Genomic DNA, 24,920 nt, shown 5'->3' on the forward strand with positions numbered 1-24,920 from the left:
CCTACTGACGCTCTGCCGCCAGCATCTCGCGCACCATCGGCGCGACCTTGGTGCCGTAGAGTTCGATGCCGCGCATGATCTCACCGTGCGGCATCGGACCGATCGCCATCTGCAGCAGGAAACGGTCGTTCCGGAAGAGCTTCTGGTGGGCGACGATTTTTTGAGCGACAGTCTCGGGATCGCCGATGAACAGGTTGCCGCTCGGGCTACGCGCTTGGTCGTAATGGGCGCGGTTCGTCGGCCCCCAGCCGCGCTCGCGGCCGATACGGTTCATCACCTCCGCCTGCGGCCCGTAGAATTGATCGGCGGCCTCATCCGTCGTGTCGGCGATGAAGCCGTGCACATTGATGCTCGTCTTCAGCTTCAGAGGATCTTGCCCGGCGCGCCGCGCCGCTTCGCGATAGAGGTCGAAGAGCGGCGCGAACCGCCGCAGTTCGCCGCCGATGATCGCAAGCGCCATCGGCAGGCCGAGCGCGCCGGCACGCGCGACCGACTGCGGCGTACCGCCGACGGCGATCCAGAGCGGCAGCGGGCTCTGCAGCGGCCGCGGATAGACGCCGCGATCGTTGATCGGCGGCCGCATTTCACCGGACCAGGTGACCTTCTCGCTGTCGCGGATTGCCAGCAACAGGTCCAGCTTCTCGGCGAAAAGCCGGTCGTAGTCCTCGAGAGACTGGCCGAAGAGCGGGAAGGATTCGATGAAGGAGCCGCGCCCGGCCATGATCTCGGCACGGCCGTTGGAGATGAGATCGAGCGTCGCGAACTGCTGGAAGACCCGCACCGGATCGTCAGAGCTCAGCACCGTCACCGCACTCGTCAGCCGAATGTGACTGGTGCGCGCCGCGGCGGCCGCGAGGATCACCGCCGGTGTGGAGGCCGCATAGTCGGGCCGGTGATGCTCTCCGAGCCCGAAGACATCGAGGCCGACCTGATCGGCAAGCTCGATCTCCTCGAGCAGATTGGCAAGGCGGCGCCGACCTTCCGCACCCTTGTCGGCCGCATCCGGATCCACATCCGCAAAAGTATAAAGCCCGAGCTCCATGACGCCATCCTGTTGTCGATCGCCCAGAGATAATTGGCGGTCGACCGGTCCGCAAATGCGGGTTCGGAAACACACCGTTTCCTATCGCGGAGAAACGGCGACCTAAGCCGCCATCAGCGTCCGCTTCACCGCGCTGCGCCAGCCTTTGAGTTTCCCCTTGCGGGTCGTCCCATCCATCTGCGGCTCGAAGCGCCGGTCGCGGGCCCAGGACTTGGAGAATTCCTCCTGGTTGGGCCAGACGCCGGCACGGCTGCCGGCAAGCCAGGCGACCCCGAGCGCTGTCGTCTCGAGGATAACCGGGCGATCGACGGGGGCATCGAGAAGATCGGAGAGCCTCTGCATCGTCCAGTCGGATGCGACCATGCCGCCGTCGACGCGGAGCACCGTATCCTTGCCGTTGCTGCGCCAGTCCCTGTGCATGGCGTCGAGCAGATCGCGTGTCTGGTAGCAGACAGATTCCAGAGCGGCGCGGGCGAACTCGGCCGGACCGGTGTTGCGCGTCATCCCATAGATCGCGCCGCGGGCATCCGGATCCCAATGCGGCGCGCCGAGCCCGGTAAAGGCCGGCACGAGGTAGACCTCCTGCGTCGGATCGGCGCTCTCGGCAAGCGTGCCGGTGTCGGGCGCCGCCTTGATGACCTTGAGCCCGTCGCGCAGCCATTGGACGGCAGCGCCCGCAACGAAGATCGAGCCTTCGAGCGCATAGGTCGTTTTGCCATTGAGACGATAGGCGATGGTGGTCAGCAGTCGGTTCTTGGAGCGAACGATATCCTTGCCGGTGTTGAGCAGCGCGAAGCAACCGGTGCCATAGGTCGATTTCAGCATGCCAGGCTTGAAGCAGGCCTGGCCGATCGTCGCCGCCTGCTGGTCGCCGGCGACTCCGAGGATCGGGATCGCCGCCCCGAGGAAGGACGCCTCCGTGATGCCGAAGTCGGCGGCGCAATCCTTCACTTCCGGCAGCATCGCCCGCGGAATGCGCAGGATTTCGAGGAGCTGGTCGTCCCAGCTATTGTCGACGATACTGTAGATCAACGTGCGGGAAGCATTGGTCGCATCGGTCGCGAAGGATTTGCCGCCGGTGAGCCGCCAGATGAGGAACGTGTCGATGGTGCCGAAGCACAGCTCGCCCTTTGCGGCGCGCGCCTGCGCTCCCTTCACATTGGTAAGCAGCCAGTTGAGCTTCGTGCCGGAAAAATACGGATCGAGCAGAAGTCCCGTTTTTTTGGTGAAGGTCTTTTCGAGACCTTTCTTCTTGAGCTTGTCGCAGAACGAGGCGGTGCGGCGATCCTGCCAGACGATCGCGTTGTGGATCGGCTTGCCGGTCTCGCGATCCCAAACGACCACCGTCTCGCGCTGATTGGTGATGCCGATCGCCGCTAGATCGCTTGCGGCAATGCCGGCTTTCTCGATCGCCTGCCGAACGGTGAAGAGGACCGTTTCCCAGATTTCCTCCGGGTCGTGCTCGACCCAGCCCGATTTCGGAAAATATTGCCTGAATTCTTTCTGGCTGGCGCCCGCGACCTGCTGCTTGCCGTCGAAAACGATCGCCCGCGTGGACGTCGTACCCTGATCGATTGCAAGAATATATCCGCCCATATGCCCCTCCTCGGCAAGCAACAGAGGCTGCCCTTCCTCTACAGGCAGTCTTCGAAAGACTTCAATACGATGGGAAAACGAATGTCAAACGAAAACAAAACGCTACTCTTCCGCCCGTCGAAGCATGCCACCAACTCTGCGTCGCCGGCCGGAAAAACACAATTGTCACCGCCGCGCTTTTGCGCGTAGGCTGAGGCTGTTGCGTCGCAATACGAGCGCGCGCGACGAGTAAGAATGCGGCATGGTCTTGCGCCTTGTCCCAACGCATGATGGGACGGGATCTGCGGCCGAGGAGAGATCGAGAATGACGAAGACAGCGGTCATAACGGGTTCGACGAGCGGCATCGGGCTGGCCATCGCCAAGGCCTTTGCGAAGAGCGGCGCCAATATCGTGCTGAACGGTTTCGGTTCGGCTGACGAGATCAGGACGGTGACGGACGAGGTCGCAGGCCTCGGTTCCGGCACGGTGCTCTATCACCCCGCCGATATGACGAAACCGGCAGAAATCGCCGACCTGATGGCAACCGCCGTCTCGCGCTTCGGCGGAGCCGACATCCTCGTCAACAATGCCGGTGTCCAATTCGTCGAAAAAGTCGAGGATTTCCCCGTCGAGCAATGGGACCGGATCATCGCCATCAATCTCTCCTCCTCCTTCCACACGATCCGGGCGGCGATTCCTGCCATGAAACAGAACGGCTGGGGCCGCATCGTCAATATCGCCTCGGCGCACGGCCTCGTCGCCTCGCCCTTCAAGTCCGCCTATGTGGCAGCCAAGCATGGTATCATGGGTCTCACGAAGACCGTGGCGCTCGAGGTGGCGGAAAACGGCATCACCGTGAACTCGATCTGCCCCGGCTATGTGCTGACGCCGCTTGTTGAAAAGCAGATACCGGACCAGGCGAGAACGCGCGGCATCACCGAGGAGCAGGTGATCAACGAGGTGATGCTCAAGGGCCAGCCGACGAAGAAGTTCATTACTGTCGAGCAGGTCGCCTCGCTGGCGCTCTATCTTGCCAGCGACGAGGCAGCCCAGATCACCGGCACGCATGTCTCGATGGACGGCGGCTGGACGGCGCAATAGAGCGGGATCAAGAAGGACGCATGGCACAAGCATCCGATAGCATCCGCTTCATTCTGAACGACACGGAGGTCGCTCTTTCGGACGTCGCGCCGGCCGCCACGCTCCTCGACTATCTGCGGCTTGAACGCCGCCTCACCGGCACCAAGGAAGGCTGCGCCGAGGGCGACTGCGGCGCCTGCACGGTGCTCGTCGGCAGGCTCGCCGGCGACAGCGAAAACCTCGTTTACGAAACCGTCAATTCCTGCATCCGCTTTGTCGGCTCGCTGAACGCGACGCATATCGTCACCGTCGAGCATCTGGCAGCAAGCGACGGGACGCTGCATCCGGTGCAGCAGGCGATGGTGGATTATCACGGCTCGCAATGCGGCTTCTGCACGCCCGGCATCGTCATGTCGCTCTATGCGCTGTGGCTGACGAACGACAATCCGAGCCGCGCCGCGATCGAAAAGGCGCTGCAAGGCAATCTCTGTCGCTGCACCGGCTACGAGCCGATCGTGCGCGCGGCCGAGGCCGCGGCAAGGGAACGGCCCGCCGCCCTCTTCGACCCCATCACGCGGACACGCGAAACGGTAACGACCCAGCTCAAGGCGTTACGGCCGAGGCAAACGATTGTCATCGGCAAAGGCGAGGACTGTCTTATCGTCCCGGCGGATGCTGCCGGTCTCGCGACGGTGCTTGCAGAACGTCCCGCGGCCACGATCGTTGCCGGTGCGACCGACGTCGGGCTGTGGGTGACGAAGCAGATGCGCTCGATCAATCCGGCCGTGTTCATCAGCGGCATCGCCGAACTGCAGCGCATCGAAAGCTCTGGAGCGGGCCTGACCCTCGGTGCCGGCGTCAGCTATACATCAGCCTTCGAAGCCCTTTCCTCGGCCTACCCAAGCTTCGGCGGGCTTCTCGACCGCCTCGGCGGCGAGCAGGTGCGCAACATGGGCACGATCGGTGGGAACATCGCCAATGGCTCGCCGATCGGCGACAGCCCGCCGCCGCTGATCGCCCTCGGCGCAACGGTGAAGCTGCGTTCGACGGACGGTACGCGGTCGCTGCCGCTCGAGGATTTCTTCATCGCCTATGGCAAGCAGGATCGACGCCCGGGCGAATTCGTCGAGAGCATTTTCGTTCCGGCGCTGCCGGCAGGCGACCGCTTTGCCGCGTACAAGGTCACAAAACGCCGCGACGAGGATATTTCTGCGCTGCTCGGCGCCTTTTGTTTGTCGCTCGAGGGCGGCCGGGTGAAATCCGCCCGCATCGCCTTTGGCGGCATGGCCGCAACGCCGAAGCGAGCGAAGGCGGTCGAAGCCGCGCTGCTCGGACAGCCCTGGACCGAGGACACGGTGCGCGCAGCGCAGGCTGCCTTCGAGACGGATTTCCAACCGATCACCGACTGGCGGGCCACTGGCGCCTACCGCATGCTGGCGGCAAAGAACCTGCTGATGCGTTTGTTCCTGGAGAGCATCGGCGAGAAGGCCCAGCTCGAGCGCTTCGAGGATGTAGCATGAGCGCTGGCATTGAAGTTTGCGCCTTGAGACTGCCCCTCACCCGTCCCCTCTCCCGGCTGGCGGGGAGAGGGAACGGAGGCGGCGTGGCATATCCCTTCTCCCCGCCCGCGGGGAGAAGGTGGCCGGCAGGCCGGATGAAGGGCAGTTCCTTCGGCAGGAGGCACTAAGCGATGGATAAGTCCAGCTTCGGCGAGCCCACGACCATCGCCGGTCCCATGCACGCCGAACTCCGCCACGACAGCGCCCACAAGCACGTGGCCGGGACCGCCGACTATATCGACGACATGCCGGAACCCGCCGGCACTCTGCACGGCGCACTGGGACTGACCGACCGGGCCCATGCAGAAATCCTTGACTTGGACCTCTCCGCGGTCGCCGCCCTTCCCGGCGTCGTCCTGGTGCTGACCGCCAAGGACATGCCGCATTCGAACGACATCAGCCCCACCCACCTGCACGACGAGCCGGTGCTTGCCGACGGTCGCGTGCAGTTCCATGGCCAGCCGGCCTTTGCGGTGATTGCCGAGACGCGCGACACTGCCCGCCGTGCCGCGCGGCTTGCGAAGATCACCTATCGCGACCTGCCCCACATGATCGATGTCGCCGATGCAATGGCCGGAGGCGGCGAGCTCGTCACCCCGCCGCTGACGCTGCAGCGCGGCGATGCGGAGGGCGAACTGGAGCGCGCACCACGCCGGCTGAAGGGCCGGATGCGGATCGGCGGCCAGGAGCACTTCTACCTGGAGGGACATGTCGCCCTGGCGGTGCCTGGCGAAGACGACGATATCACCGTCTGGTCCTCCACCCAGCATCCAAGCGAGATCCAGCGCATGGTCGCGCATGTGCTCGGCGTCCCGGCGAATGCCGTCACCGTCAATGTCCGCCGTATGGGCGGCGGCTTCGGCGGCAAGGAAACACAGGGCAATCAGTTTGCCGCACTCGCTGCAGTTGCCGCGCGCAAGCTGCGCCGTGCCGTGAAGTTCCGGCCCGACCGCGACGACGACATGATCGCCACGGGGAAGCGGCACGACTTCCTCGTCGACTATGATGTCGGCTTCGACGATGACGGTCAGATCCTGGCGGTCCAGGCGACTTATGCCGCGCGCTGCGGTTTTTCTGCCGATCTTTCCGGACCGGTGACCGACCGGGCTCTCTTCCATGCCGACAACGCCTACTTCTATCCGCATGTGAAGCTGACCTCGCAACCGCTGAAAACCAATACGATTTCCAACACCGCCTTCCGCGGTTTCGGTGGGCCGCAGGGCATGGTCGGCGGCGAGCGGATCATCGAGGAGATCGCCTATGCGCTCGGCAAGGACCCGCTCGAAATCCGCAAGCTGAACTTCTACGGCGACAAGGGCTCGGGGCGCGACATCACGCCCTACCACCAGAAGATCGAAGACAACATCATCCGGCAGATCGTCGAGGAACTGGAGGCGAGCGCCGAGTATCAGGCGCGGCGTACCGCGATCATCGACTTCAACAGGTCGAGCCGGGTGATCCGCAAGGGCATCGCGCTGACACCGGTGAAGTTCGGCATCTCCTTCACCCTCACCCATCTCAATCAGGCGGGTGCGCTCGTTCACATCTACACGGACGGTTCGGTCCATCTCAATCACGGCGGCACGGAGATGGGTCAGGGCCTCTACACCAAGGTGGCCCAGGTACTCGCCGATAGTTTCCAGATCGATATCGATCAGGTGAAGATCACCGCGACGACGACCGGCAAGGTGCCGAACACGTCTGCGACCGCCGCCTCTTCGGGTTCCGACCTCAACGGCATGGCCGCCTTCGACGCCGCCCGCCAGATCAAGGAACGCCTCGTCGCCTTCGCCGCCGAGCGCTGGCAGACGACCGCCGAAAATGTGACTTTCGTGCCGAACCACGTGAAGATCGGCGAAGAGCTCGTGCCCTTCGCCGAGTTCATCGGACAAGCCTATGCGGCGCGGGTGCAGCTTTCCTCGGCCGGCTTCTACAAGACGCCGAAAATCCACTGGGACCGCGCCGCCGGCCGAGGCACGCCCTTCTATTATTTCGCCTACGGCGCTGCGGTCTCCGAAGTGTCGATCGACACGCTGACCGGCGAATATCTGGTCGACCGGGTCGACGTGCTGCACGACGTCGGCCGCTCTCTCAATCCGGCGATCGACCTCGGCCAGATCGAGGGCGGTTTCGTGCAGGGCATGGGCTGGCTGACGATGGAGGAACTCTGGTGGGATGAGAAAGGGCGGCTCAGGACCCATGCCCCCTCTACCTACAAGATTCCCCTCACCTCCGACCGGCCGAAAATCTTCAACGTGCGCCTCGCCGAATGGTCGGAAAACGCGGAAAAAACCATCGGCCGTTCGAAGGCGGTGGGCGAGCCACCCTTGATGCTGCCGATCTCGGTGCTCGAGGCCCTATCGATGGCGGTCGCCAGCGTCGCCGGCTATCGCGAGTGCCCTCGCCTTGATGCCCCGGCGACGCCGGAGCGCGTCTTGATGGCGGTGGAGCGTCTCAGAGGACTCTAAGAGCTGATTTGTCGAAGATAGCCCTCCCCATTCTGACATAGAGAGGGGATGGAGGCAGTGCGGCACGTCCCCTTCGCCCCGCTCGCGGGGAGAAGGTGGCCGGCAGGCCGGATGAGGAGCAACCGCAACACCAGAAGCCGCGATCTATCGCAGCATCTGATCGTCGCAGCGAGGCATGCGCCCATCGAGGAATCCCAGGTCCTTTTTCATGTAGTCGGACGTGGATTCGAGGTCGAGTTTCAAGCTCCGGCCTCTCATGCGGCGAACCGCGGACGCGGCGAACCGCATTGCGCCGCCGAACGACAGAAGCGGCTTTCCTTCAGCATATTCCAATACATCGCAAGACATCTGAACACCTTTCGAAGCGATGAAGTTGACTTGCAGCATGCCGCCGAACGTGCTCGAATTCCAATCGAACATCCGTCTGCATGCATCAAGAGAGCTTATCCATGAAGATGTCGAAGCAGTTCCCGCTGAATGCGCTGAGGGTTTTCGAGGCGGCCGCCCGGCTCGGCAGCTTCACCAAGGCGGGCGAGGAGCTCGGCATGACCCAGACGGCGGTCAGCTACCAAATCAAGCTCATTGAACAGAATGTCGGCGAGCCGCTGTTCCTGAGGCGTCCCCGCCAGGTGACCTTGACGGAAGTGGGCCAGCGGCTGGCGCCGAAGGTGACGGAAGGCTTCGCGATGCTGCAGGACGCAGTCGCCTCGGCACGCGACGATGCGCAGACGGCCCTTCTCATCAGTTCGACTGCGACCTTTGCGTCGCAATGGTTCGCCCGCAATATCGGCACGTTCCAGCTGGCCCACCCCAACATTGCCGTTCGCCTCGCGGCAAGCGACTCGATGGTCGATTACAGCAAGGAGGGGGTGGACGTGGGGATCCGGTCGGGCACGGGTTCCTGGCCGGGTCTCGTCAGTCATCGGCTGATGACGGTCGAATTTACGCCCATGCTCAGTCCGGCGCTCGCTGCGACGATCGGCGGAGTGAATGAACCGCGCGACCTTCTGAAGCTGCGTATCATCGGTCCCCAAGATCCCTGGTGGCCTTTGTGGTTCCGAGCGGCGGGCGTCGAGGATCCGGACCTCGACGGTCGGCCGGCTACCCGGCTTGGTGGACAGTCCTTCGAAGCGGGTGCCGCAATCGCGGGGCAAGGCGTGGCGATCCTGACGCCGGACTTTTATGCAGACGACGTCGCGCTGGGTCGGCTCTACCAACCCTTCGACCTGCGCTGCAGCGATGGACACGATTACTGGCTCGTCTACCCGCACGCACGCCGCAACGTCGCGAAGATCCGCAGCTTCCGCGACTGGATCCTCGGAGAGTTCGAACGGCGCAATGGCATTGGAGCCGCGGCAATGACCAGCCCGGTGGCCGGCGAGGCTTACCCTTTGGATTCAACGGATTAAGATCCGTGTCGCCGCGCGTGGAAATGCACTCTAACGTATAAAACGCCTCTTCCCCCCTCTCCTTTTTTCTCGCAAGGTGAGCGAACGGAGAAAAGGGGACCTGAATGTACGAATTCGCCATCGCCTGGGAATGGCTGGCCTTTGCCGTCCGCTGGCTGCATGTCGTCACCGCCATCGCCTGGATCGGCTCGTCCTTCTATTTCGTCGCGCTCGACCTAGGCCTGGTGAAGCGCGAGCATCTGCCCCCGGGCGCCTATGGCGAGGAATGGCAGGTGCATGGCGGCGGTTTCTACCATATCCAGAAATATCTGGTGGCGCCGGCCATGATGCCGGAGCATCTCACCTGGTTCAAATGGGAGTCCTATTCGACATGGCTCTCGGGCTTTGCGATGCTCTGCATCGTCTATTACGGCGGCGCCGATCTCTTCCTGATCGACCGGCATGTGCTGGATATCTCCGCCACGACGGCGATCCTGATCTCGCTTGCTTCGCTCGGCGTCGGCTGGATCCTTTATGACCTTCTCTGCAAGTCGCCGATCGGCAAGAACACCTGGGGCCTGATGGCCCTTCTCTATGTCGTGCTGGTCGCGATGGCCTGGGGCTACACACAGGTCTTCACCGGCCGTGCCGCCTTCCTGCATCTCGGCGCCTTCACGGCGACGATCATGTCCGCCAACGTCTTCTTCATCATCATCCCCAACCAGAAGATCGTCGTTGCCGACCTGATCGCCGGGAAGACACCCGATCCGAGGCTCGGCGCCCAGGCCAAGCAGCGTTCGCTGCACAACAACTACCTGACGCTGCCGGTCATCTTCTTCATGCTGTCGAACCATTACCCGCTCGCCTTCGCGACGCCCCTCAACTGGATCATCGCGGCATTGGTGTTCCTGATGGGCGTGACGATCCGCCACTGGTTCAACACGACGCATGCGCGAAAGGGCAAGCCCACCTGGACCTGGCTGGCGACCGCGATCCTCTTCATCCTGATCATGTGGCTGTCGACCGCGCCGAAGATCCTGACCGGGGACGAGTGGACCGAGGCCGCACCGGCTTTCAAGCGCTTTGCCGAGAATGCGCATTTCCCGGCAGTCAAGGACACGATCGCGACCCGCTGCAGCATGTGCCATGCGGCCGAGCCCGTTTATGAGGGCATTGCCCGCGCTCCGAAGGGCATCATACTCGAGAGCGACGCCGAGATTGCCGCCCTGGCCCGCGAAATCTATATCCAGGCGGGGCGCAGCCACGCCATGCCGCCCGGCAACATAACCGACATGACGGCGGACGAACGCACGCTTTTAACGGCCTGGTTCGAGAGCGCCGTCGGGGAGACAAGATGACAGCTACCCTGATCCGCGGCCGCACGCTAAGCTTCAACCGTGCTCCGCAGAGCATCGACGACAGCGCCGCCTACACCTATGAGAGTGACGGCGCGCTGCTCGTCGAGGATGGCGTGATCAAGGCTTCCGGTCCCTATGCGACCGTCAAGGCTGTAGCGCCGGAAGGTGTGGAGGAGACCGACCATCGACTGCACCTCATCCTGCCGGGCTTCATCGACACGCATCTGCACTTCCCGCAGATGCAGGTCATGGCCTCCTATGCGGCCAACCTGCTCGAATGGCTGAATACCTATACCTTTCCCGAGGAGTGCCGGTTCGTCGAGACGGCGCATGCGGAGCGCATCGCCGCCCGCTTCTTCGACGAAATGGTTCGCCACGGCACGACGACGGCAACGGCCTATTGCTCGGTGCACAAGGCGTCCGCCGACGCCTTCTTCGCCGAGAGCCTGAGGCGCGGCATGTGCATGGTCGCCGGCAAGGTGATGATGGACCGCAACGCCCCACAGGGCCTGCTCGACACGCCCGAGATGAGCTATGACGAGACGCGCGCGGTCATTGCCGACTGGCACGGCAAGGGCCGCAACCATGTCGCCATCACGCCGCGCTTCGCCATCACCTCGACGCCGGAGCAGATGGAGATGGCGAAATCGCTCGTCCGGGAGTTTCCGGACCTCCACGTGCAGACGCATCTTTCGGAAAACCGCGACGAGATCGCGTTTACCTGCGAACTCTATCCGGAGGCGAAGGACTATACCGACGTCTACGCCCGCTATGGCCTGCTCGGTCCGAAAAGCCTGTTCGGTCATTGCATCCATCTCTCGGAGCGCGAGGCCGATGCGATGAGCGAGACCGGCTCGGTCGCGGTCTTCTGCCCGACATCGAACCTCTTCCTCGGTTCCGGCCTGTTTCCGCTCCGCACGCTGACGCGGCGCGAGAAGCCGGTGCGCGTCTCGGTCGCTTCCGACATCGGCGGCGGCACCAGCTATTCGATGCTGAAGACGCTCGACGAGGCCTACAAGATCCTGCAGTTGCAGGGCGAGCGGCTGAACCCCTTCGACAGCTTCTACATGATGACCCGCGGCAATGCCGAGGCGCTCTCGCTTTCCGACCGCATCGGCACGCTGGAGCCCGGCACCGATGCCGATCTCACAGTGCTCGATATGGCGGCCACACCCGCGATGGCGCTCAGGGCCGAAGTGGTCAATTCGCTCGCCGACGAGCTCTTCCTGCTGCAGACCATGGGCGACGACCGGTCGATCATCGAGACCTATGTAGCGGGCACGCCAGCGAAATCGGCGCTCGTAGCCGCCTGAGCGAAAAGAGGTCAATTTTTTTGACCTCTTGCCTTCCGCGACTATTACACCCCCTTTGAAAACGTGATAAGGCGTCCGTAATCTCCATTCGATGAGGGCGATCCATGACGCAAATCCTCGACATCCGCGACCTGAAGGCGCTCGCCAAGCGGCGGGTTCCGAAGCTCTTCTTCGACTACGCCGATAGCGGCGCCTGGACGGAGGGTACCTATCGGGCGAATGAGGAGGATTTCGCGAAGATCAAGCTGCGCCAGCGGGTGCTGGTCGACATGACCAATCGCTCGCTCGAAACGACGATGATCGGCCAGAAGGTGTCGATGCCGGTCGCGCTTGCCCCGACCGGCTTGACCGGCATGCAGCATGCCGACGGCGAAATGCTGGCGGCCCAGGCGGCCGAGGCCTATGGCGTTCCGTTCACGCTCTCGACCATGAGCATCTGCTCGATCGAGGACGTCGCATCCGTCACGACGAAACCCTTCTGGTTTCAGCTCTACGTCATGCGCGAGCGCGAGTTCGTGCTCAACCTCATCGACCGCGCCAAGGCTGCTAAATGCTCGGCCCTCGTCCTGACGCTCGATCTGCAGATTCTCGGCCAGCGCCACAAGGATCTTCGCAACGGGCTATCGGCACCGCCGCGCATGACGCCAAAACATCTCTGGATGATGGCGACCCGGCCCCGCTGGTGCATGAAGATGCTCGGCACGAACCGGCGCACCTTCCGCAACATCGTCGGGCACGCCAAGAGCGTCACCGACCTCTCCTCTCTTCATGCATGGACTGCGGAGCAGTTCGATCCGCAGCTCTCCTGGAAAGACGTCGAGTGGATCAAGGAGCGCTGGGGCGGCCCGCTCATCCTGAAGGGTATTCTCGATCCGGAAGACGCGAAAATGGCCGCAAAGACCGGGGCCGACGCGATCATCGTATCGAACCATGGCGGCCGCCAGCTCGACGGAGCGTCGTCTTCGATCAGCATGTTGCCGCGCATTATCGATGCCGTCGGCGATCAGATCGAGGTTCATCTCGATGGCGGCATCCGCTCCGGCCAGGACGTGCTGAAAGCCATCGCGCTTGGTGCCAAGGGCACCTTCATCGGCCGCCCGTTCCTTTACGGCCTCGGTGCGATGGGCAAAGACGGCGTGACCCTCGCCCTCGACATTATCCGCAAGGAGATGGACACCACCATGGCGCTTTGCGGCAAGCGCAACATCAACGACGTGGGTCGCGACGTCATCGACGATTACGCGATCTAGCGCGCGCCCGTCGGCTCAACTGCCGCGATAGGTGGAATAGCCGTAAGGCGAGAGCAGCAGCGGCACGTGGTAATGGCTGGTGGGGTCGGCGATGCCGAACCGCAGCGGGACAAGGTCGAGGAAGGCTGGTTCCGAAATCGCCACCCCGGCTGCGCGCAAATAGTCGCCCGCGTGAAAGACCAGCTCGTATTGCCCCGCCTTGAAGAGCTCGCCCTCCGCGAGCGGCCCGTCGACGCGGCCGTCGCTGTTTGTGCGAACCGTCACGACCAACTGTCGCTCCTCGCCGTCCAGCCGATAGAGGTCGATGCGCAGCCCTTCGGCCGGCTTGCCGAGTGCGGTGTCGAGAACATGGGTCGTCAGGCGGCCGCTCTTGCTCATCGGACGCTCTCCTTCAAACCGGGAATGACGAAAGGCTTTTCGTAGAAGAATTCCTCGAGATTGTTGCCCGGTCCGCCGCGATCGACGACGATGAAATCGCTGGCGTCATCGATCGCCATCAGCGGATGATGCCAGACATTGCGACCATAATTGACCCCCTGCCGGCCGCTTGCCAGAAAGACCCGCGGCCTGCCCGGCCGACCGCCTTCGTCCGCGGCGACAACCGCCAGCCAGGGCCGATCGTCAAGTGGCGAGAAACTCTGGCTGCCGAGCGGGTGACGCTCCATCATGGCAAGGCTGTAGGGAAAAGCTCGCGGCTGGCCGCGAAAGATGTTGATAATCACCCGAGCGCCCTCCCCAACGACCTCGACTTCAGCAAGCGCATGAAACCGCTCGGTATTGCCGCCATTGATGAGGCGCGCCGACGCCGGGTCGGGCTCGATGACGCTGCCGAACGGGGCGAAAGCCTCCTTCGTCAGAGGCTCGATTGAAATGAGATGCGACATCAGGCCTGGGTCCCGGCTCTCCGGCCATTGAGACCAGGGCGCGAAACGGCGCCGGCGGGCAGTTCGGGAACTGTATTGTCAGGCATTATCTTCTCCCGGAAGCATGGAACCGAGCCGCAGCCGGGCGATCTGCTCCACCTGCGCGCAGGCGGTTTCAAATTCCTCTTCCACGGAATTGTCAATCCGTTGCTCGAAGGCCGCGAGGATCTCCTCCTTCGACAGCCCCTTCACCGCGATGATGAAAGGAAAGCCGAACTTCTTCGTATAGGCCGCGTTGAGCTCCGTGAAGCGCGCATGCTCCTCCGGCGAAAGCCGGTCGAGGCCCGCCGATGCCTGCTCGGACCTCGAGTCGATGGTAAGCTTGCCGGCGACGGCCAGCTTGCCGGCGAGATCGGGATGCGCGCGCAAAACCGCGAGACGTTCTGCGGGCGACGCGGCACGAAAGGCATTGCAGAGCGCCGAATGGATATTGCCGGCCGTCAAACCCGACGAGGCGGCACGATCGAACGCACGCTCCGCCACCCAGGGCGAATGCTCGAAGATGCCGCCGAAGCGGCGAACGAAATCCTCGCGTTCCGACATCAGCGCAGTCCTTCCGGTCTGTGGTGTTCGTACCAGTGACGGGCAATGTCGATGCGCCGTGGTATCCATACTTGGTCGTGGGACATGACGTAGTCGATGAAGCGGGCGAGCGCCGCTGCCCGGCCGGGTCGGCCGACGAGGCGGCAATGCAGGCCGACATTCATCATCTTCGGGCTGCCTTCCGTGCCTTCCTCATAGAGCACGTCGAAGGTGTCCTTGAGATAGGTGAAGAACTGGTCGCCGGAATTGAAGCCCTGGTTGGTGGCAAAGCGCATGTCGTTGGCGTCGAGCGTGTAGGGAATGATCAGATGCGGCTTCTCGGGGGTCAATCCGGGAACCCAATAGGGGAGCTCGTCCGCATAGGAATCACAGGAATAGAGGAAGCCGCCCTCTTCCAGGACGAGCTTCAGCGTGTTGACCGAGGGCTTGCCCTGATAGATGCCGAGCGGGCGCTCGCCCGTCAGCTCCGTATGCAGCCGCACCACCTCGCGAATGTGCTCGCGCTCGACTTCCTCCGGAAAATCCTTGTATTCGAGCCAGCGCAGCCCGTGGCTGGCGATCTCCCAGCCGGCGTCCTTCATCGCTGCGACCGCCTCCGGATTGCGCGCCATGGCGCGCGTCACGCCATAGACCGTCAGCGTCACGCCGCGGCTGGTAAACATTCGCCACAGCCGCCAGAAGCCGGCCCGTGCCCCGTATTCGTAGATGGACTCCATATTGAGGTTGCGCTGACCCGGCCAGGGCTGCGCGCCGACGATCTCGGACAGCAGGCATTCCGAAGCCGGATCGTTATCGAGAATGCAGCTCTCCCCGCCTTCCTCATAGTTCAGAACGAACTGCACGGCGATGCGCGCATCGTCCGGCCAATGCGGCTTTGGCGGCGTGCGCCCATAGCCAACGAAGTCGCGCGAATAGGAAGTCTCGGCCATGAAATCACCTTCGATTTTTCCGGAACGGTAGCACCGCACACCGGATTGTCGAGATGAAAATGGCGGCGATAAAGGTCCCTAGCGTATCGCGGCAAGGGAATTGGCGACGTGTGCCAATGGACCTCCAGCATCACCAGATATCTGGCGCTGCGGCCCGGGCCGGATCGTCCTTTCGCCTCGTGGACGAACGGAAATCTTGCCGAGCGGATGCTGAGAATGGACGCGCAGCGGCGCACCCGTGTCCGGTTCGACGAACAAGGCAAGGCTGTCGACCACGAGCGGTTTCGTCAGGTGCGGTTCGAAGACTTCCCGCAGCGGCGCCTCCAATCGCTGGCCGACATCGGCACCCAGAGGGCCGGTGAGCTTCAAATGGAAACGGTATTCTTCCATCACGAAGGGGTCGCCCCAGCGATGCAGGTTGGAGAATTGCGGCGCCGTCAATCGATCGGGATCGGAGCGTTCGATGTCGTCCTCGCTGAGCGGGGCCCGAAATCGGTCGAATGCCTGCAGAACCCGCGCGGCGAGCATATGCATCGCCTGGCTCGGCACCGTCGGCAGCAAGCCCAAGCACTGGCTTAGGCGTGCCACCTCCAGCCGCTCGATCGCAAATGGCGTCTCCGCGCTGGTGAAATGCATCAGCGCCCTCAGCAGCTGCGCTTCATCGATGCCGTCGGCAAGGCGAAAGGGGGCCATGATCATGGCGTGAAAGCCGAAGCGGCGCGGAACCGCCGTATGGAAGGCGATCTCCGAGACGCGAAGTCCGGCGATCGACGGCGGCTCTACGGGCTCGCCGGAATAGACGCTGCGGCCGAGCCAGCTCGCCGCCGCCGCGGACAGCGGGTCTCCCATCGGCGGCGTAAAACAAATGGCATAGCGCATTGCGGGCTCCAAAACTCCAGTCGATAGCCGCCTCTTAGGTGATTTGCGTGACAGATTGACGAAGTCGGATGGGGGCTATTGCAGGCCGGCGATATGGGTTTCGCATCGGAACGATTGCGGCAATTCGATGCTCATCCGCCCGACAAGTTCGTCGATGACGAAGCCCGCCAGAACATGCGCCATGCCAAAACTGACCTTGAAGCCGCCCGTCAGCACCGACAGCCGCTGATGATCGGGATGTCGGCCGACTATCGGCTCCCGCCCCGTGGCCTTGGGGCGTAACCCCGCCCAGCGCTCGACCACCGGCGCACCGCGCAGGATGGGCGCCAGAGCCACGGCGCGATCGATCAGTGCATCCAGTTGCGCGTCCGTGGCGCACGGCTCGTCGAATTGGTTCTCGCTAGTACTGCCGACGGCCACGTGACCGTTTTCATGCGGAACGATGTAGAGGCCTTCGGTGAAGATGATCGGTGAGGCCGGATTGATGTCGCCGCGAAGCAGTGCCGCCTGCCCCTTGACGGCGCCGCCGCTCGGCGCCTGCGGCCGCACCGCCAATCGGTCGATCAAGGGAAAACTCGCGACGCCTGCGGATAAAATACAATGCCCGAAGGTCAACGCACGTCCATCGGCAAGCACCAGCCAGCCATGCTGCGGGTCGATCGTGGTCACCTCGACGCCCTCCTCGACACTGACATGAGGAAAGGCGGCGAGTGCCGTCCGGAGCATCGCGAGCAGGCTTCGCGGCGACACGCGGGCGGCCAACGTATCGTGGACGACCCCGAAAGATGCAGTATCCGCCGCCGGCCAGCTATCGATGCCGGCGTCACGGACGTGCCAATGGAACCGTCGGTCGCCAGCGATCCAGTGCCGCTCCGCGTCCTCCTCGTGGCCGAGTGCTATCTCGCGCAGATGCTGTCTGCCGAGCGGCATGATCCGGCCCGAGCGGCGATAGCCCGCCGAAAGCCCCGTCTCCGCTTCCAGCCGGGCAATTTCCGTCTCAAGCGAAACAAGAGCATCGAACTGGAACTGTTTCTTGCCGTTCCAGCGGTCGGGCATATGCGGCATCAGCGCGCCGAGCAAACCGCCGCTCGCACCCGCGCCGATGTCTTTCCGCTCGAGGAGGCGCGTCTCGATACCGGCGCGACCGGCCATGAGTGCCGCCCAGAGCCCCATGATACCACCGCCAACGATCAAAACTTCGCTCATCGATTGACCTTATCTGGCTGGAAGCCTATCGGCACTGCCATGACAGAAACCGACCCCCGCCAGAACCAACCGCCGGCACAGCAGAGCCTTGAATGGCATGCTGGCGATATGCCCTATTCGCTGGAATTTGGCGATCACTTTTATTGCCGCACCGAAGGCCGGCTGGAATGCGGCCACGTCTTCCTCGCCGGCAACAGGCTGCCGGCGCGTTGGAACGCAGGCGGCGCCTTCACGATCGGCGAACTTGGCTTCGGCACCGGCTTGAATTTCTGCGAAACTTGGCGGCAATGGAAACAGGCGCAGGTCTCGAATGGCCGGCTGCACTTCGTCTCCTTCGAGCGCTTTCCGATGCGCGCCGACGAGATCGATCGAGCCCTCTCCCATTGGCCGGAGATCGCCGCGGAGCGCCAGGCGCTCGTCGGCACTTGGTCGAATAGCCCCGGAGGCCGCATCGACATTGACTTCAACACCGTACGCCTGACCGTGGTCTGCGGCACGGCGCTCGACGGCGTCTCCCAATGCCGGGAAAGCTTCGACGCCTGGTACCTAGACGGCTTCGCACCCTCCCGCAACCCGGACATGTGGTCGTCGGTTCTCATGCAGGCAGTCTTCGACAGGACGGTCCGCGGCGGTACCTTCGCCACCTATGCTGCGGCGGGTTTCGCCCGCCGCAACCTCGCTGCCGCCGGCTTTGCTGTCGAACGTCTTCCAGGCTTTGCCGGCAAGCGCGAGATGCTGCGGGGCGATAAGGCTTGAACGTGACTATCCGGGAAAGACCACGGACTTGACCGTCGCAATCAGCTGATCGGTCGGCACGGCTACGCAGTTGCGGTCGATCTCGGCAACGGTCTTTTCCTTGACGTGATGGGAAAGCAGCTTCCGGAGGTCGCCCAACGTTCTCGGCGCAGCGCAGATCACCAGGTTGTCGAAGGCGTTCTCCAACGCATAATGGTCGAGCTTCTCGGCAATCTCCACTGCGAAACGGTGTTGCTCTTCGCGCACCGGATCGCTGCTATATTCCATGGCCGAGCGACCGTGGCCGACGGACGAATGGCTGCGGCCCGGTTTGTCGGCCATGATGTCCTGAGCTCGTCTGCCTTCTATCTGGTACGTCTCCACTTCCGGCTGCTGTCGCCCGTCCTTGAGTAAGTTGACGTCCTTGACGATCCGCGCTGCGTTGCCGTCGGCGGTCAGTATCCAAATCCGGTCTCGCACGAGTTCCTCCCCTGTGTCTCGGTTGGCAGATAGGTCGGCAAAGGCTCAAGGAATGGAACGGTTGAAGTCGCGTCAGGTTCCCAATCGCCCAGGGTCCTTTTTCGTCCAGTGTCACGCGGCTTGGCTACAAGCGGGCAAGGCAGGCATCGAAACTGGGTTCCGGTATCGGCTGGTATCGCTCGCTCCTGCCGACTTGGAACCACGCTATTTCCGGCACTCTTCGCACCGGACCTCCAGCCGTAACGTGCCCGGAATGCTGAGGCCGAGCCGCGGAATTGTACGCTCCGGCGCTTCTTCTGCAAGGCTTTCGTGCGCGATGTTTGATCGCCGCTTCCCTTCAAGATTTCCCTCGACAGCGCGCCGCGCTCAAAGCTGAAGCGGAAGACTAATTTCGCACCCGCAAAAGATGCAGCTTGACTTTTCGAAGCAAAACCCCGACATGGAGGCGCGTCACCTTCCGGCCGCCGCGTGAGCGTGCCCTCGGCAACCATATTGAGCTGGGAAGAAGGAAAAGCGCGATACATCGCCGCAACCGGCGGCAGCACACAGGCGCTTGACGATTTTCTCTTAACCCACAAGTTCCCAATTCACGCGGGGTTCTTGACGCCAGACGACACCGGAATTGCAAGAGGCGATTCCGGCGACAGCGTTTGGCGCCCCGAAAGGTATATGCATTGTCCACTTTCAAAGAGCTCGGTCTCTCGCAGGACATCCTGGCGACCCTCTCCGCCAATGGCTTCGAGAAGCCGACGCCCATCCAGACGCAGGCCATTCCGCTTGTCCTCAAGGGTCATGACCTCATCGGTCTCGCCCAGACGGGCACCGGCAAGACGGCCGCCTTTGGCCTGCCGATGATCGAGAAGCTCGTCGCGGACGGCAAGCGCCCGGACCCGCGCAACATCCGCGCCCTCGTGCTTGCCCCCACCCGCGAACTCGTCAACCAGATCGCCACCAACCTCAAGCTCTTCGTGAAGAAGAGCCCGCTGAAGGTCGGCGTCGTGGTCGGCGGCGTCTCGATCAACAAGCAAACCGAACAACTGGCCCGCGGCGTCGACATTCTCGTCGCAACACCTGGCCGCCTGCTCGACCTTATTGCCCGTAAGGCCGTGACGCTGACGCAGGGCCGCTACCTCGTGCTCGACGAGGCCGACCAGATGCTCGACCTCGGCTTCATCCACGACCTGCGCAAGATTTCGAAGCTGGTACCGAAGAACCGCCAGACGCTGCTCTTCTCGGCAACTATGCCGAAACTGATCGCCGAGCTTGCCGGCGAGTACCTGACCGATCCGGTCAAGGTCGAGGTCACGCCTCCCGGCAAGGCCGCCGACAAGGTTGAGCAATATGTCCATTTCGTTCCGGGCAAGGACCTGAAAACGACGATCCTGAAGCGGACGCTGACCGACAATCCCGATGGTCTGTCACTGGTCTTCAGCCGCACGAAGCACGGCGCCGAGAAGCTGATGAAGCATCTGGACCATGTCGGCTTCAAGGCCGCCTCGATCCACGGCAACAAGAGCCAGGGTCAGCGCGAGCGGGCACTGAAGGCGTTCCGCGACGGCGAGATCCGCGTCCTCGTCGCGACCGATGTCGCCGCCCGTGGCATCGACATTCCGGGCGTCACCCATGTCTACAACTACGATCTGCCGGAAGTTCCGGATGCCTATGTGCATCGCATCGGCCGCACCGCCCGCAACGGCCGCGACGGCATCGCGATCGCCTTCTGTGCGCCGGACGAAATCCGCCTGCTGCGCGATATCGAAAAGCTGATGGGCATCCAGATCGCCGTCGCCAGCGGCGATGCGCCGGCCGACCAGGCCCGCCCCTCCAAGGGTCGCGGAGGTCGCGGCAATGGCCAGCAGCGCGGCAATGGTGGTGGTCAACATCGCGGCAATGGCGGTGGTCAGCATCGCGGCAATGGCGATGGCCAGCGCCCGAAACGGCCCGCGCGTGAACCGGCCGTGGCCGGTGGGTTTGCCGGTGACGAGCTACTCCGCGACGACCGCCCGCAGAAGAGCGAGCGCCGCGACCATCGCGCCGCAGCCCCCGGGCATCACGACGGCCGGTCGGAAGGCAACCGCAACCACGAGAACCGGAAGCACCATGGCCGCCCGGGCGCGAAGCAAGAGGGACGCCGTCATGGCGACGGCCAGCCCGGCAATCGGGGCGAGCGTGGTCAAGGCGTGCGCCGCGCAGACAATGGCGGCCGGCAGGGCTGACGCTCTACGATGACATTGTGGGCGGCCGCCGAAGGCCGTCTTTTGATAACATCCCGATCTAGGCGAGCTCGGCCGCGGATTTTCTCTGCGGTCGAGTTTTTGCAATGAAGATCCCCCGCCAATATCGATAGCTGCCGCTCGGTCCTATCACGTCGGAAAAGTTATTTCGGCAGCGGGCCGAACCTCGACCCTCGCTCTACCTGCATCGAACCCATCAAGCGTTTCGTTGTGGTGCGCAACGATCTCGGGAAATGCGAGAGCGCCCGAATCCGCCGTCGTGTGTCCGTCGGCAACCAGCGTCACAGCATATCCGAGCGAAACCGCCCGCCTCACGGTGGTATCGACACAGAACTCGGACATGCATCCGCCGATAACCAGATGCGTGACGGAACGCTCCTCAAGGCGCGTGGAGAGGTCGGTCTCGAAAAACGAGTCACAGCTTTTCTTGTGAACGACGACGTCGCCTGAGGCAGGCGCGATCTCGTCGCGAATGGCCCAGCCATGCGTCCCGACTGCCAATCGATGCTTCTCGTCCCCGTCGTGCTGGACCAGCACCACCGGAACACCTGCGGCTCGGGCCCTGTCTTTTAAGGCGCAGAGCCGCGCGACGGTTTCGTTTAACGCCGCATCGACAAGCCTTTGTCGGTCTTCTCTACCTTTTCCTGAAAGGATGGCGTTCTGTATGTCGATGATCAGCAGTGCCTTGGTCATTGAGGCGCCTCTATTTCACTGAACCTACCGCAACATTGATTGCGCGCTCTCCTGCAGGCGCCGCACCCCTTGTCTTGCGATTGGTGAGGTAGACGCCGGTGACCGCGATGATCGTGCCGACGATCATCGGCCAGGTCAGGGCTTCGCCGAAGAAGAGCGCCGCCTGAACCGCCGCGAGCGGCGGCACCAGATAGATGAGTGATGCGGCGCGCGACACCTGGCCGCGACGGATGAGATAGAGCAGCAGCGCGATCGCCCCCATCGACAGGCCGAGAACGGACCAGGCAAGGGCGGCGAGGAGCTGAATGTTCCAGGTGACGCGCAGATCTTCGAGCATCAGGGCCAGCGGCACGGTGACGATCAGAGCGCCGACATATTGCAGGGCGGCGATCGACCGAATGTCGCCGTGCTGCAGATACCGCTTCTGGTAAAGCGTACCATAGGTCACCGCCGCCATCCCGAGCACGTTGACGGCCACCGGCAGCAGATGGATGGGCGTCGATTCGGTGTCGATTGCCAGCGTCTTCGGCAAGACGGCGAGCGCGATGCCGCAAAAGCCGAGCACCAGCCCGAGCCGCTGCTGCCGGCTGAGATTCTCGCCGATCAGGAATGGCGCGACAGCTGCGGTCATCAACGGCTGCAACCCCGCGATGATGCCGGATATGGCCGCAGGCACCCCCTGCCCGATCGCCCACCACACCGCCCCAAGATAAAGACCGTGTAGAAATATCCCGGACATCACCGCATGGCCGACCACGCTCCAGGAGCGCGGCCAGCGCGCACCGGTTGCTGCGCAGAAACCGATGAAGAGCACGATCGCCACGCTGTAGCGCAGCGCCAGGAAGGTCAACGGATCCGCAAAGAACGCGGCGTATTTCGCGACCACCCAGCCCGTCGACCAGAGCAGCACGAAAATGGCCGGGGCCAGGCGGGCGAGCATCATCGGCGTTTCCCCAGTGAGGCGGGTCCAGTTAGGCGGGTCAGGCAAGGCGGATCACCAGATCCGGAAGAGACCGTCGCCCGGGGCGATAGACCGCGTACCTCCCTTGGTCAAAGCAATTTTTCTGATGGTTGCGATCAGCGAATCGGAACCATCAGGCGGAGGGCGGATGCAGAGGGGGATACGAAGCCAGCCCCATATTCCTCGCGATAGTGAAGATGGGTCTGATCCACGGCATACCCCTCCGCTTCGATCCAATCGAATATCTTGCTGTACTGGACGAAGACATCCCCTCCTTCGGGGTGGTGCATCGTCGTAGCGAAGCGCATCGCCGGCAGATTCATGTGCTCGGACGCGGCGAAGGTCGCGTGATCCTCGCCCACATAGCCGATGAGACAGCTGAAGCCCTCCGGCCGGACGTCCCAGGAAAGGCCGATGAGGGCGGCATGATCCCGCGGATGGGTGCGCCGGCAATGCTCCTGCGTCTCGGCAATCAGCCTGTGATGGCGCCGTCGGCGGCTTCCACGAATGTGCCATGCCAGAGGCGACCGGTGACCCGCTGCGCCGGCCGTTCGGCAATCTCGTAGAGTGCGTCCATTCCGTCTCTGCCTCGGGGCGACTATCCGCCAGCGCGGACATTTTACGCCTGCCCGATCGACGAACAAGACCGGCAAAGCGAGGCCGCTGGCGCGACGACAACCTGTGGTGGGCCGCCGAATATTCAGGCATCTGCCCGTTTACGGACCAGTAGGAGAAATCCGGCGGCAAAGACCGCTGCGCCTCGAGGAGCGAAAGCGCTTTCAAATTATGGATCGGGGCAGGCCGAAAATTCTTCATCGGCAAACGTGCACGCTTCTTGCATTGCGGCAAACGTTGTACTCAAATGGTCAAAAATAAGGGGACCACGCCTTTGGCATTTGATGAAATGATCAATGCGGACAGCAGTCCGCGCCAGCCATATTCGACGTATCATCAATGGTATGCCAGCCAGGACAGAAACCGGCTCATAGCGAAATCGAAAGAAGCGGAGAACATCTTCCGCAAGACGGGCATCACCTTCGCGGTCTACGGACACGCCGATTCTTCCGAAAAGCTCATCCCCTTCGACCTCATTCCCCGCATCATCTCCGGCCGCGAATGGCGCCGCCTCGCTCAGGGAATCGAACAGCGCGTGATCGCGCTCAATGCCTTCCTGGATGACATTTACCACAAGCAGGAGATCATCCGCGCCGGCCGAATCCCACGCGAACTGATCGAGAAGAACGACGCCTTCCTGCCGCAGATGATCGGTTTCCGGCCGCCCGGCGGCGTCTACACCCATATCGTCGGCACCGATATCGTGCGCACCGGCGAGGACCAGTTCTACGTCCTGGAAGACAATGCCCGCACGCCCTCCGGTGTCAGCTACATGCTGGAGAACCGGGAAACGATGATGCAGATGTTCCCGGAACTCTTCCATCAAAACCGCGTGCGGCCTGTGGAGAACTATCCCTATCTGCTCCGCCAGAGCCTGTCGTCGCTGGCGCCGCCCGGTTGCGCCGGCAAGCCGCGCGTCGCCGTGCTCACCCCCGGCATCTACAATTCCGCCTTCTACGAGCACGCGTTTCTCGCGGATATGATGGGCGTCGAATTGGTGGAAGGCTCCGATCTGCGGGTGATCGACGGCAAGGTGAAGATGCGCACGACGCGCGGCTACGAGGCGATCGACGTGCTCTATCGCCGCGTCGACGACGATTTCCTCGATCCACTCACGTTCCGGCCGGATTCGGCACTTGGTATTCCCGGTATCATGGACGTCTATCGCGCCGGCAACATCACCATCGCCAACGCGCCCGGCACCGGCATTTCCGATGACAAGGCGATCTATTCCTACATGCCGGAGATCGTCGAATTCTATACCGGCCGCAAGCCGCTGCTCGAAAATGTACCGACCTGGCGCTGCTCGGAACCGCAGAGCCTCAAATACGTGCTCGATCATCTGGACGAACTCGTCGTCAAGGAAGTACACGGCTCCGGCGGCTACGGCATGCTCGTCGGGCCGACGGCGACCAAGCGGGAGCGCGCCGCCTTCGCCGAAAAGCTCAAGGAGCGTCCCGGCAACTATATCGCCCAGCCGACATTATCGCTCTCGACCGTGCCGATCCTCGTCAACAAGGGCATCGCACCGCGGCACGTCGACTTGCGTCCCTATGTGCTCGTTTCCGACAAGGTGCAGATCATTCCCGGCGGCTTGACGCGCGTCGCGCTGAAGGAGGGTTCCCTGGTGGTGAATTCCAGCCAGGGTGGCGGCACCAAGGATACCTGGGTACTGGAGGACTGAGGCC

21 protein-coding genes are annotated in these 24,920 nt (G+C 63.0%); 10 read left to right on the forward strand and 11 right to left on the reverse strand.

All coding sequences use genetic code 11. The features are described 5' to 3' along the window. Position 1 precedes the first annotated feature (1 nt). Together USDA257_RS23065 and glpK are read right to left on the reverse strand one after the other, a co-directional pair. On the reverse strand, positions 2-1,042 hold the full coding sequence (locus tag USDA257_RS23065) for an LLM class flavin-dependent oxidoreductase (protein ID WP_014765404.1): 1,041 nt from the start codon (positions 1,040-1,042) through the stop codon (positions 2-4). 102 nt (positions 1,043-1,144) lie between these two features. Further along, positions 1,145-2,638, reverse strand: coding sequence for a glycerol kinase GlpK (gene glpK / locus USDA257_RS23070; protein ID WP_041414563.1), 1,494 nt, complete (start codon positions 2,636-2,638; stop codon positions 1,145-1,147). A 304-nt stretch (positions 2,639-2,942) separates the two neighbouring features. On the opposite strand from glpK, the gene USDA257_RS23075 reads away from it, so the two are divergent. From USDA257_RS23075 to USDA257_RS23110, 7 genes are all read left to right on the forward strand, one after another. Beyond that, positions 2,943-3,719, forward strand: coding sequence for a 3-hydroxybutyrate dehydrogenase (locus USDA257_RS23075; protein WP_014765406.1), 777 nt, complete (start codon positions 2,943-2,945; stop codon positions 3,717-3,719). Positions 3,720-3,739: 20 nt separating this feature from the next. Next, the gene (xdhA, locus tag USDA257_RS23080; RefSeq protein WP_014765407.1) at positions 3,740-5,218 is read left to right on the forward strand and encodes a xanthine dehydrogenase small subunit; all 1,479 of its coding nucleotides are present in this window, start codon (positions 3,740-3,742) and stop codon (positions 5,216-5,218) included. Positions 5,219-5,388: 170 nt separating this feature from the next. After that, positions 5,389-7,725, forward strand: coding sequence for a xanthine dehydrogenase molybdopterin binding subunit (xdhB, locus tag USDA257_RS23085; RefSeq protein ID WP_014765408.1), 2,337 nt, complete (start codon positions 5,389-5,391; stop codon positions 7,723-7,725). Between the two features lie 449 nt (positions 7,726-8,174). After that, positions 8,175-9,134: a LysR substrate-binding domain-containing protein gene (locus tag USDA257_RS23095; RefSeq protein ID WP_161623541.1), complete on the forward strand. Its 960-nt coding sequence runs from the start codon at positions 8,175-8,177 to the stop codon at positions 9,132-9,134. 104 nt (positions 9,135-9,238) lie between these two features. After that, entirely contained in the window at positions 9,239-10,471 is a 1,233-nt protein-coding gene (locus USDA257_RS23100) for a urate hydroxylase PuuD (RefSeq protein ID WP_014765410.1), read from the forward strand. Continuing rightward, positions 10,468-11,784, forward strand: coding sequence for a guanine deaminase (gene guaD, locus USDA257_RS23105; RefSeq protein ID WP_014765411.1), 1,317 nt, complete (start codon positions 10,468-10,470; stop codon positions 11,782-11,784). Before USDA257_RS23100 ends, guaD begins: the two co-directional genes overlap by 4 nt. Positions 11,785-11,888: 104 nt before the next feature. Beyond that, positions 11,889-13,034 carry an alpha-hydroxy acid oxidase gene (locus USDA257_RS23110; RefSeq protein WP_014765412.1) on the forward strand — a complete coding sequence of 382 codons (1,146 nt, stop codon included), beginning with the start codon at positions 11,889-11,891 and terminating at the stop codon, positions 13,032-13,034. A gap of 15 nt (positions 13,035-13,049) precedes the next feature. On the opposite strand, the gene uraH is transcribed toward USDA257_RS23110, so the two are convergent. The 6 genes from uraH to USDA257_RS23140 form a co-directional block, all read right to left on the reverse strand. Continuing rightward, positions 13,050-13,412, reverse strand: coding sequence for a hydroxyisourate hydrolase (uraH, locus tag USDA257_RS23115; protein WP_014765413.1), 363 nt, complete (start codon positions 13,410-13,412; stop codon positions 13,050-13,052). After that, positions 13,409-13,918, reverse strand: coding sequence for an ureidoglycolate lyase (locus tag USDA257_RS23120; RefSeq protein WP_014765414.1), 510 nt, complete (start codon positions 13,916-13,918; stop codon positions 13,409-13,411). Before USDA257_RS23120 ends, uraH begins: the two co-directional genes overlap by 4 nt. Positions 13,919-13,996: 78 nt before the next feature. Continuing rightward, positions 13,997-14,500: a 2-oxo-4-hydroxy-4-carboxy-5-ureidoimidazoline decarboxylase gene (gene uraD, locus USDA257_RS23125; RefSeq protein WP_014765415.1), complete on the reverse strand. Its 504-nt coding sequence runs from the start codon at positions 14,498-14,500 to the stop codon at positions 13,997-13,999. Then, on the reverse strand, positions 14,500-15,429 hold the full coding sequence (puuE, locus tag USDA257_RS23130) for an allantoinase PuuE (protein WP_014765416.1): 930 nt from the start codon (positions 15,427-15,429) through the stop codon (positions 14,500-14,502). The genes uraD and puuE overlap by 1 nt, the downstream gene beginning before the upstream one ends. 78 nt (positions 15,430-15,507) lie before the next feature. After that, positions 15,508-16,308 carry a DUF1045 domain-containing protein gene (locus USDA257_RS23135; RefSeq protein WP_014765417.1) on the reverse strand — a complete coding sequence of 267 codons (801 nt, stop codon included), beginning with the start codon at positions 16,306-16,308 and terminating at the stop codon, positions 15,508-15,510. A 75-nt stretch (positions 16,309-16,383) separates the two neighbouring features. Next, complete coding sequence (locus USDA257_RS23140) at positions 16,384-17,514, reverse strand: NAD(P)/FAD-dependent oxidoreductase (RefSeq protein WP_014765418.1); 1,131 nt, start codon at positions 17,512-17,514, stop codon at positions 16,384-16,386. Between the two features lie 39 nt (positions 17,515-17,553). Between USDA257_RS23140 and mnmD the strand changes: the two genes are divergently transcribed. After that, on the forward strand, positions 17,554-18,270 hold the full coding sequence (mnmD, locus tag USDA257_RS23145) for a tRNA (5-methylaminomethyl-2-thiouridine)(34)-methyltransferase MnmD (protein ID WP_014765419.1): 717 nt from the start codon (positions 17,554-17,556) through the stop codon (positions 18,268-18,270). Between the two features lie 6 nt (positions 18,271-18,276). Here the strand turns inward: mnmD and USDA257_RS23150 are convergent, their stop codons facing one another. Next, positions 18,277-18,729: a host attachment protein gene (locus USDA257_RS23150; RefSeq protein WP_014765420.1), complete on the reverse strand. Its 453-nt coding sequence runs from the start codon at positions 18,727-18,729 to the stop codon at positions 18,277-18,279. 674 nt (positions 18,730-19,403) lie between these two features. On the opposite strand from USDA257_RS23150, the gene USDA257_RS23155 reads away from it, so the two are divergent. Beyond that, positions 19,404-20,945 carry a DEAD/DEAH box helicase gene (locus USDA257_RS23155; RefSeq protein WP_014765421.1) on the forward strand — a complete coding sequence of 514 codons (1,542 nt, stop codon included), beginning with the start codon at positions 19,404-19,406 and terminating at the stop codon, positions 20,943-20,945. Between the two features lie 147 nt (positions 20,946-21,092). Here USDA257_RS23155 and USDA257_RS23160 read toward each other — a convergent pair whose 3' ends face one another. After that, positions 21,093-21,656: a cysteine hydrolase family protein gene (locus USDA257_RS23160; protein ID WP_014765422.1), complete on the reverse strand. Its 564-nt coding sequence runs from the start codon at positions 21,654-21,656 to the stop codon at positions 21,093-21,095. A 10-nt stretch (positions 21,657-21,666) separates the two neighbouring features. Beyond that, a complete protein-coding gene (locus tag USDA257_RS23165) occupies positions 21,667-22,596 on the reverse strand; it encodes a DMT family transporter (RefSeq protein ID WP_041415546.1) in 930 nt (309 codons plus the stop codon). Positions 22,597-23,521: 925 nt separating this feature from the next. Here USDA257_RS23165 and USDA257_RS23175 point away from each other — a divergent pair. Next, positions 23,522-24,916 (forward strand): circularly permuted type 2 ATP-grasp protein, encoded by a 1,395-nt coding sequence (locus USDA257_RS23175; RefSeq protein ID WP_041415548.1) that lies wholly within the window; start codon positions 23,522-23,524, stop codon positions 24,914-24,916. Positions 24,917-24,920: the final 4 nt, after the last annotated feature.

This window comes from Sinorhizobium fredii USDA 257, from assembly GCF_000265205.3.
GTDB lineage: Bacteria > Pseudomonadota > Alphaproteobacteria > Rhizobiales > Rhizobiaceae > Sinorhizobium > Sinorhizobium fredii_B.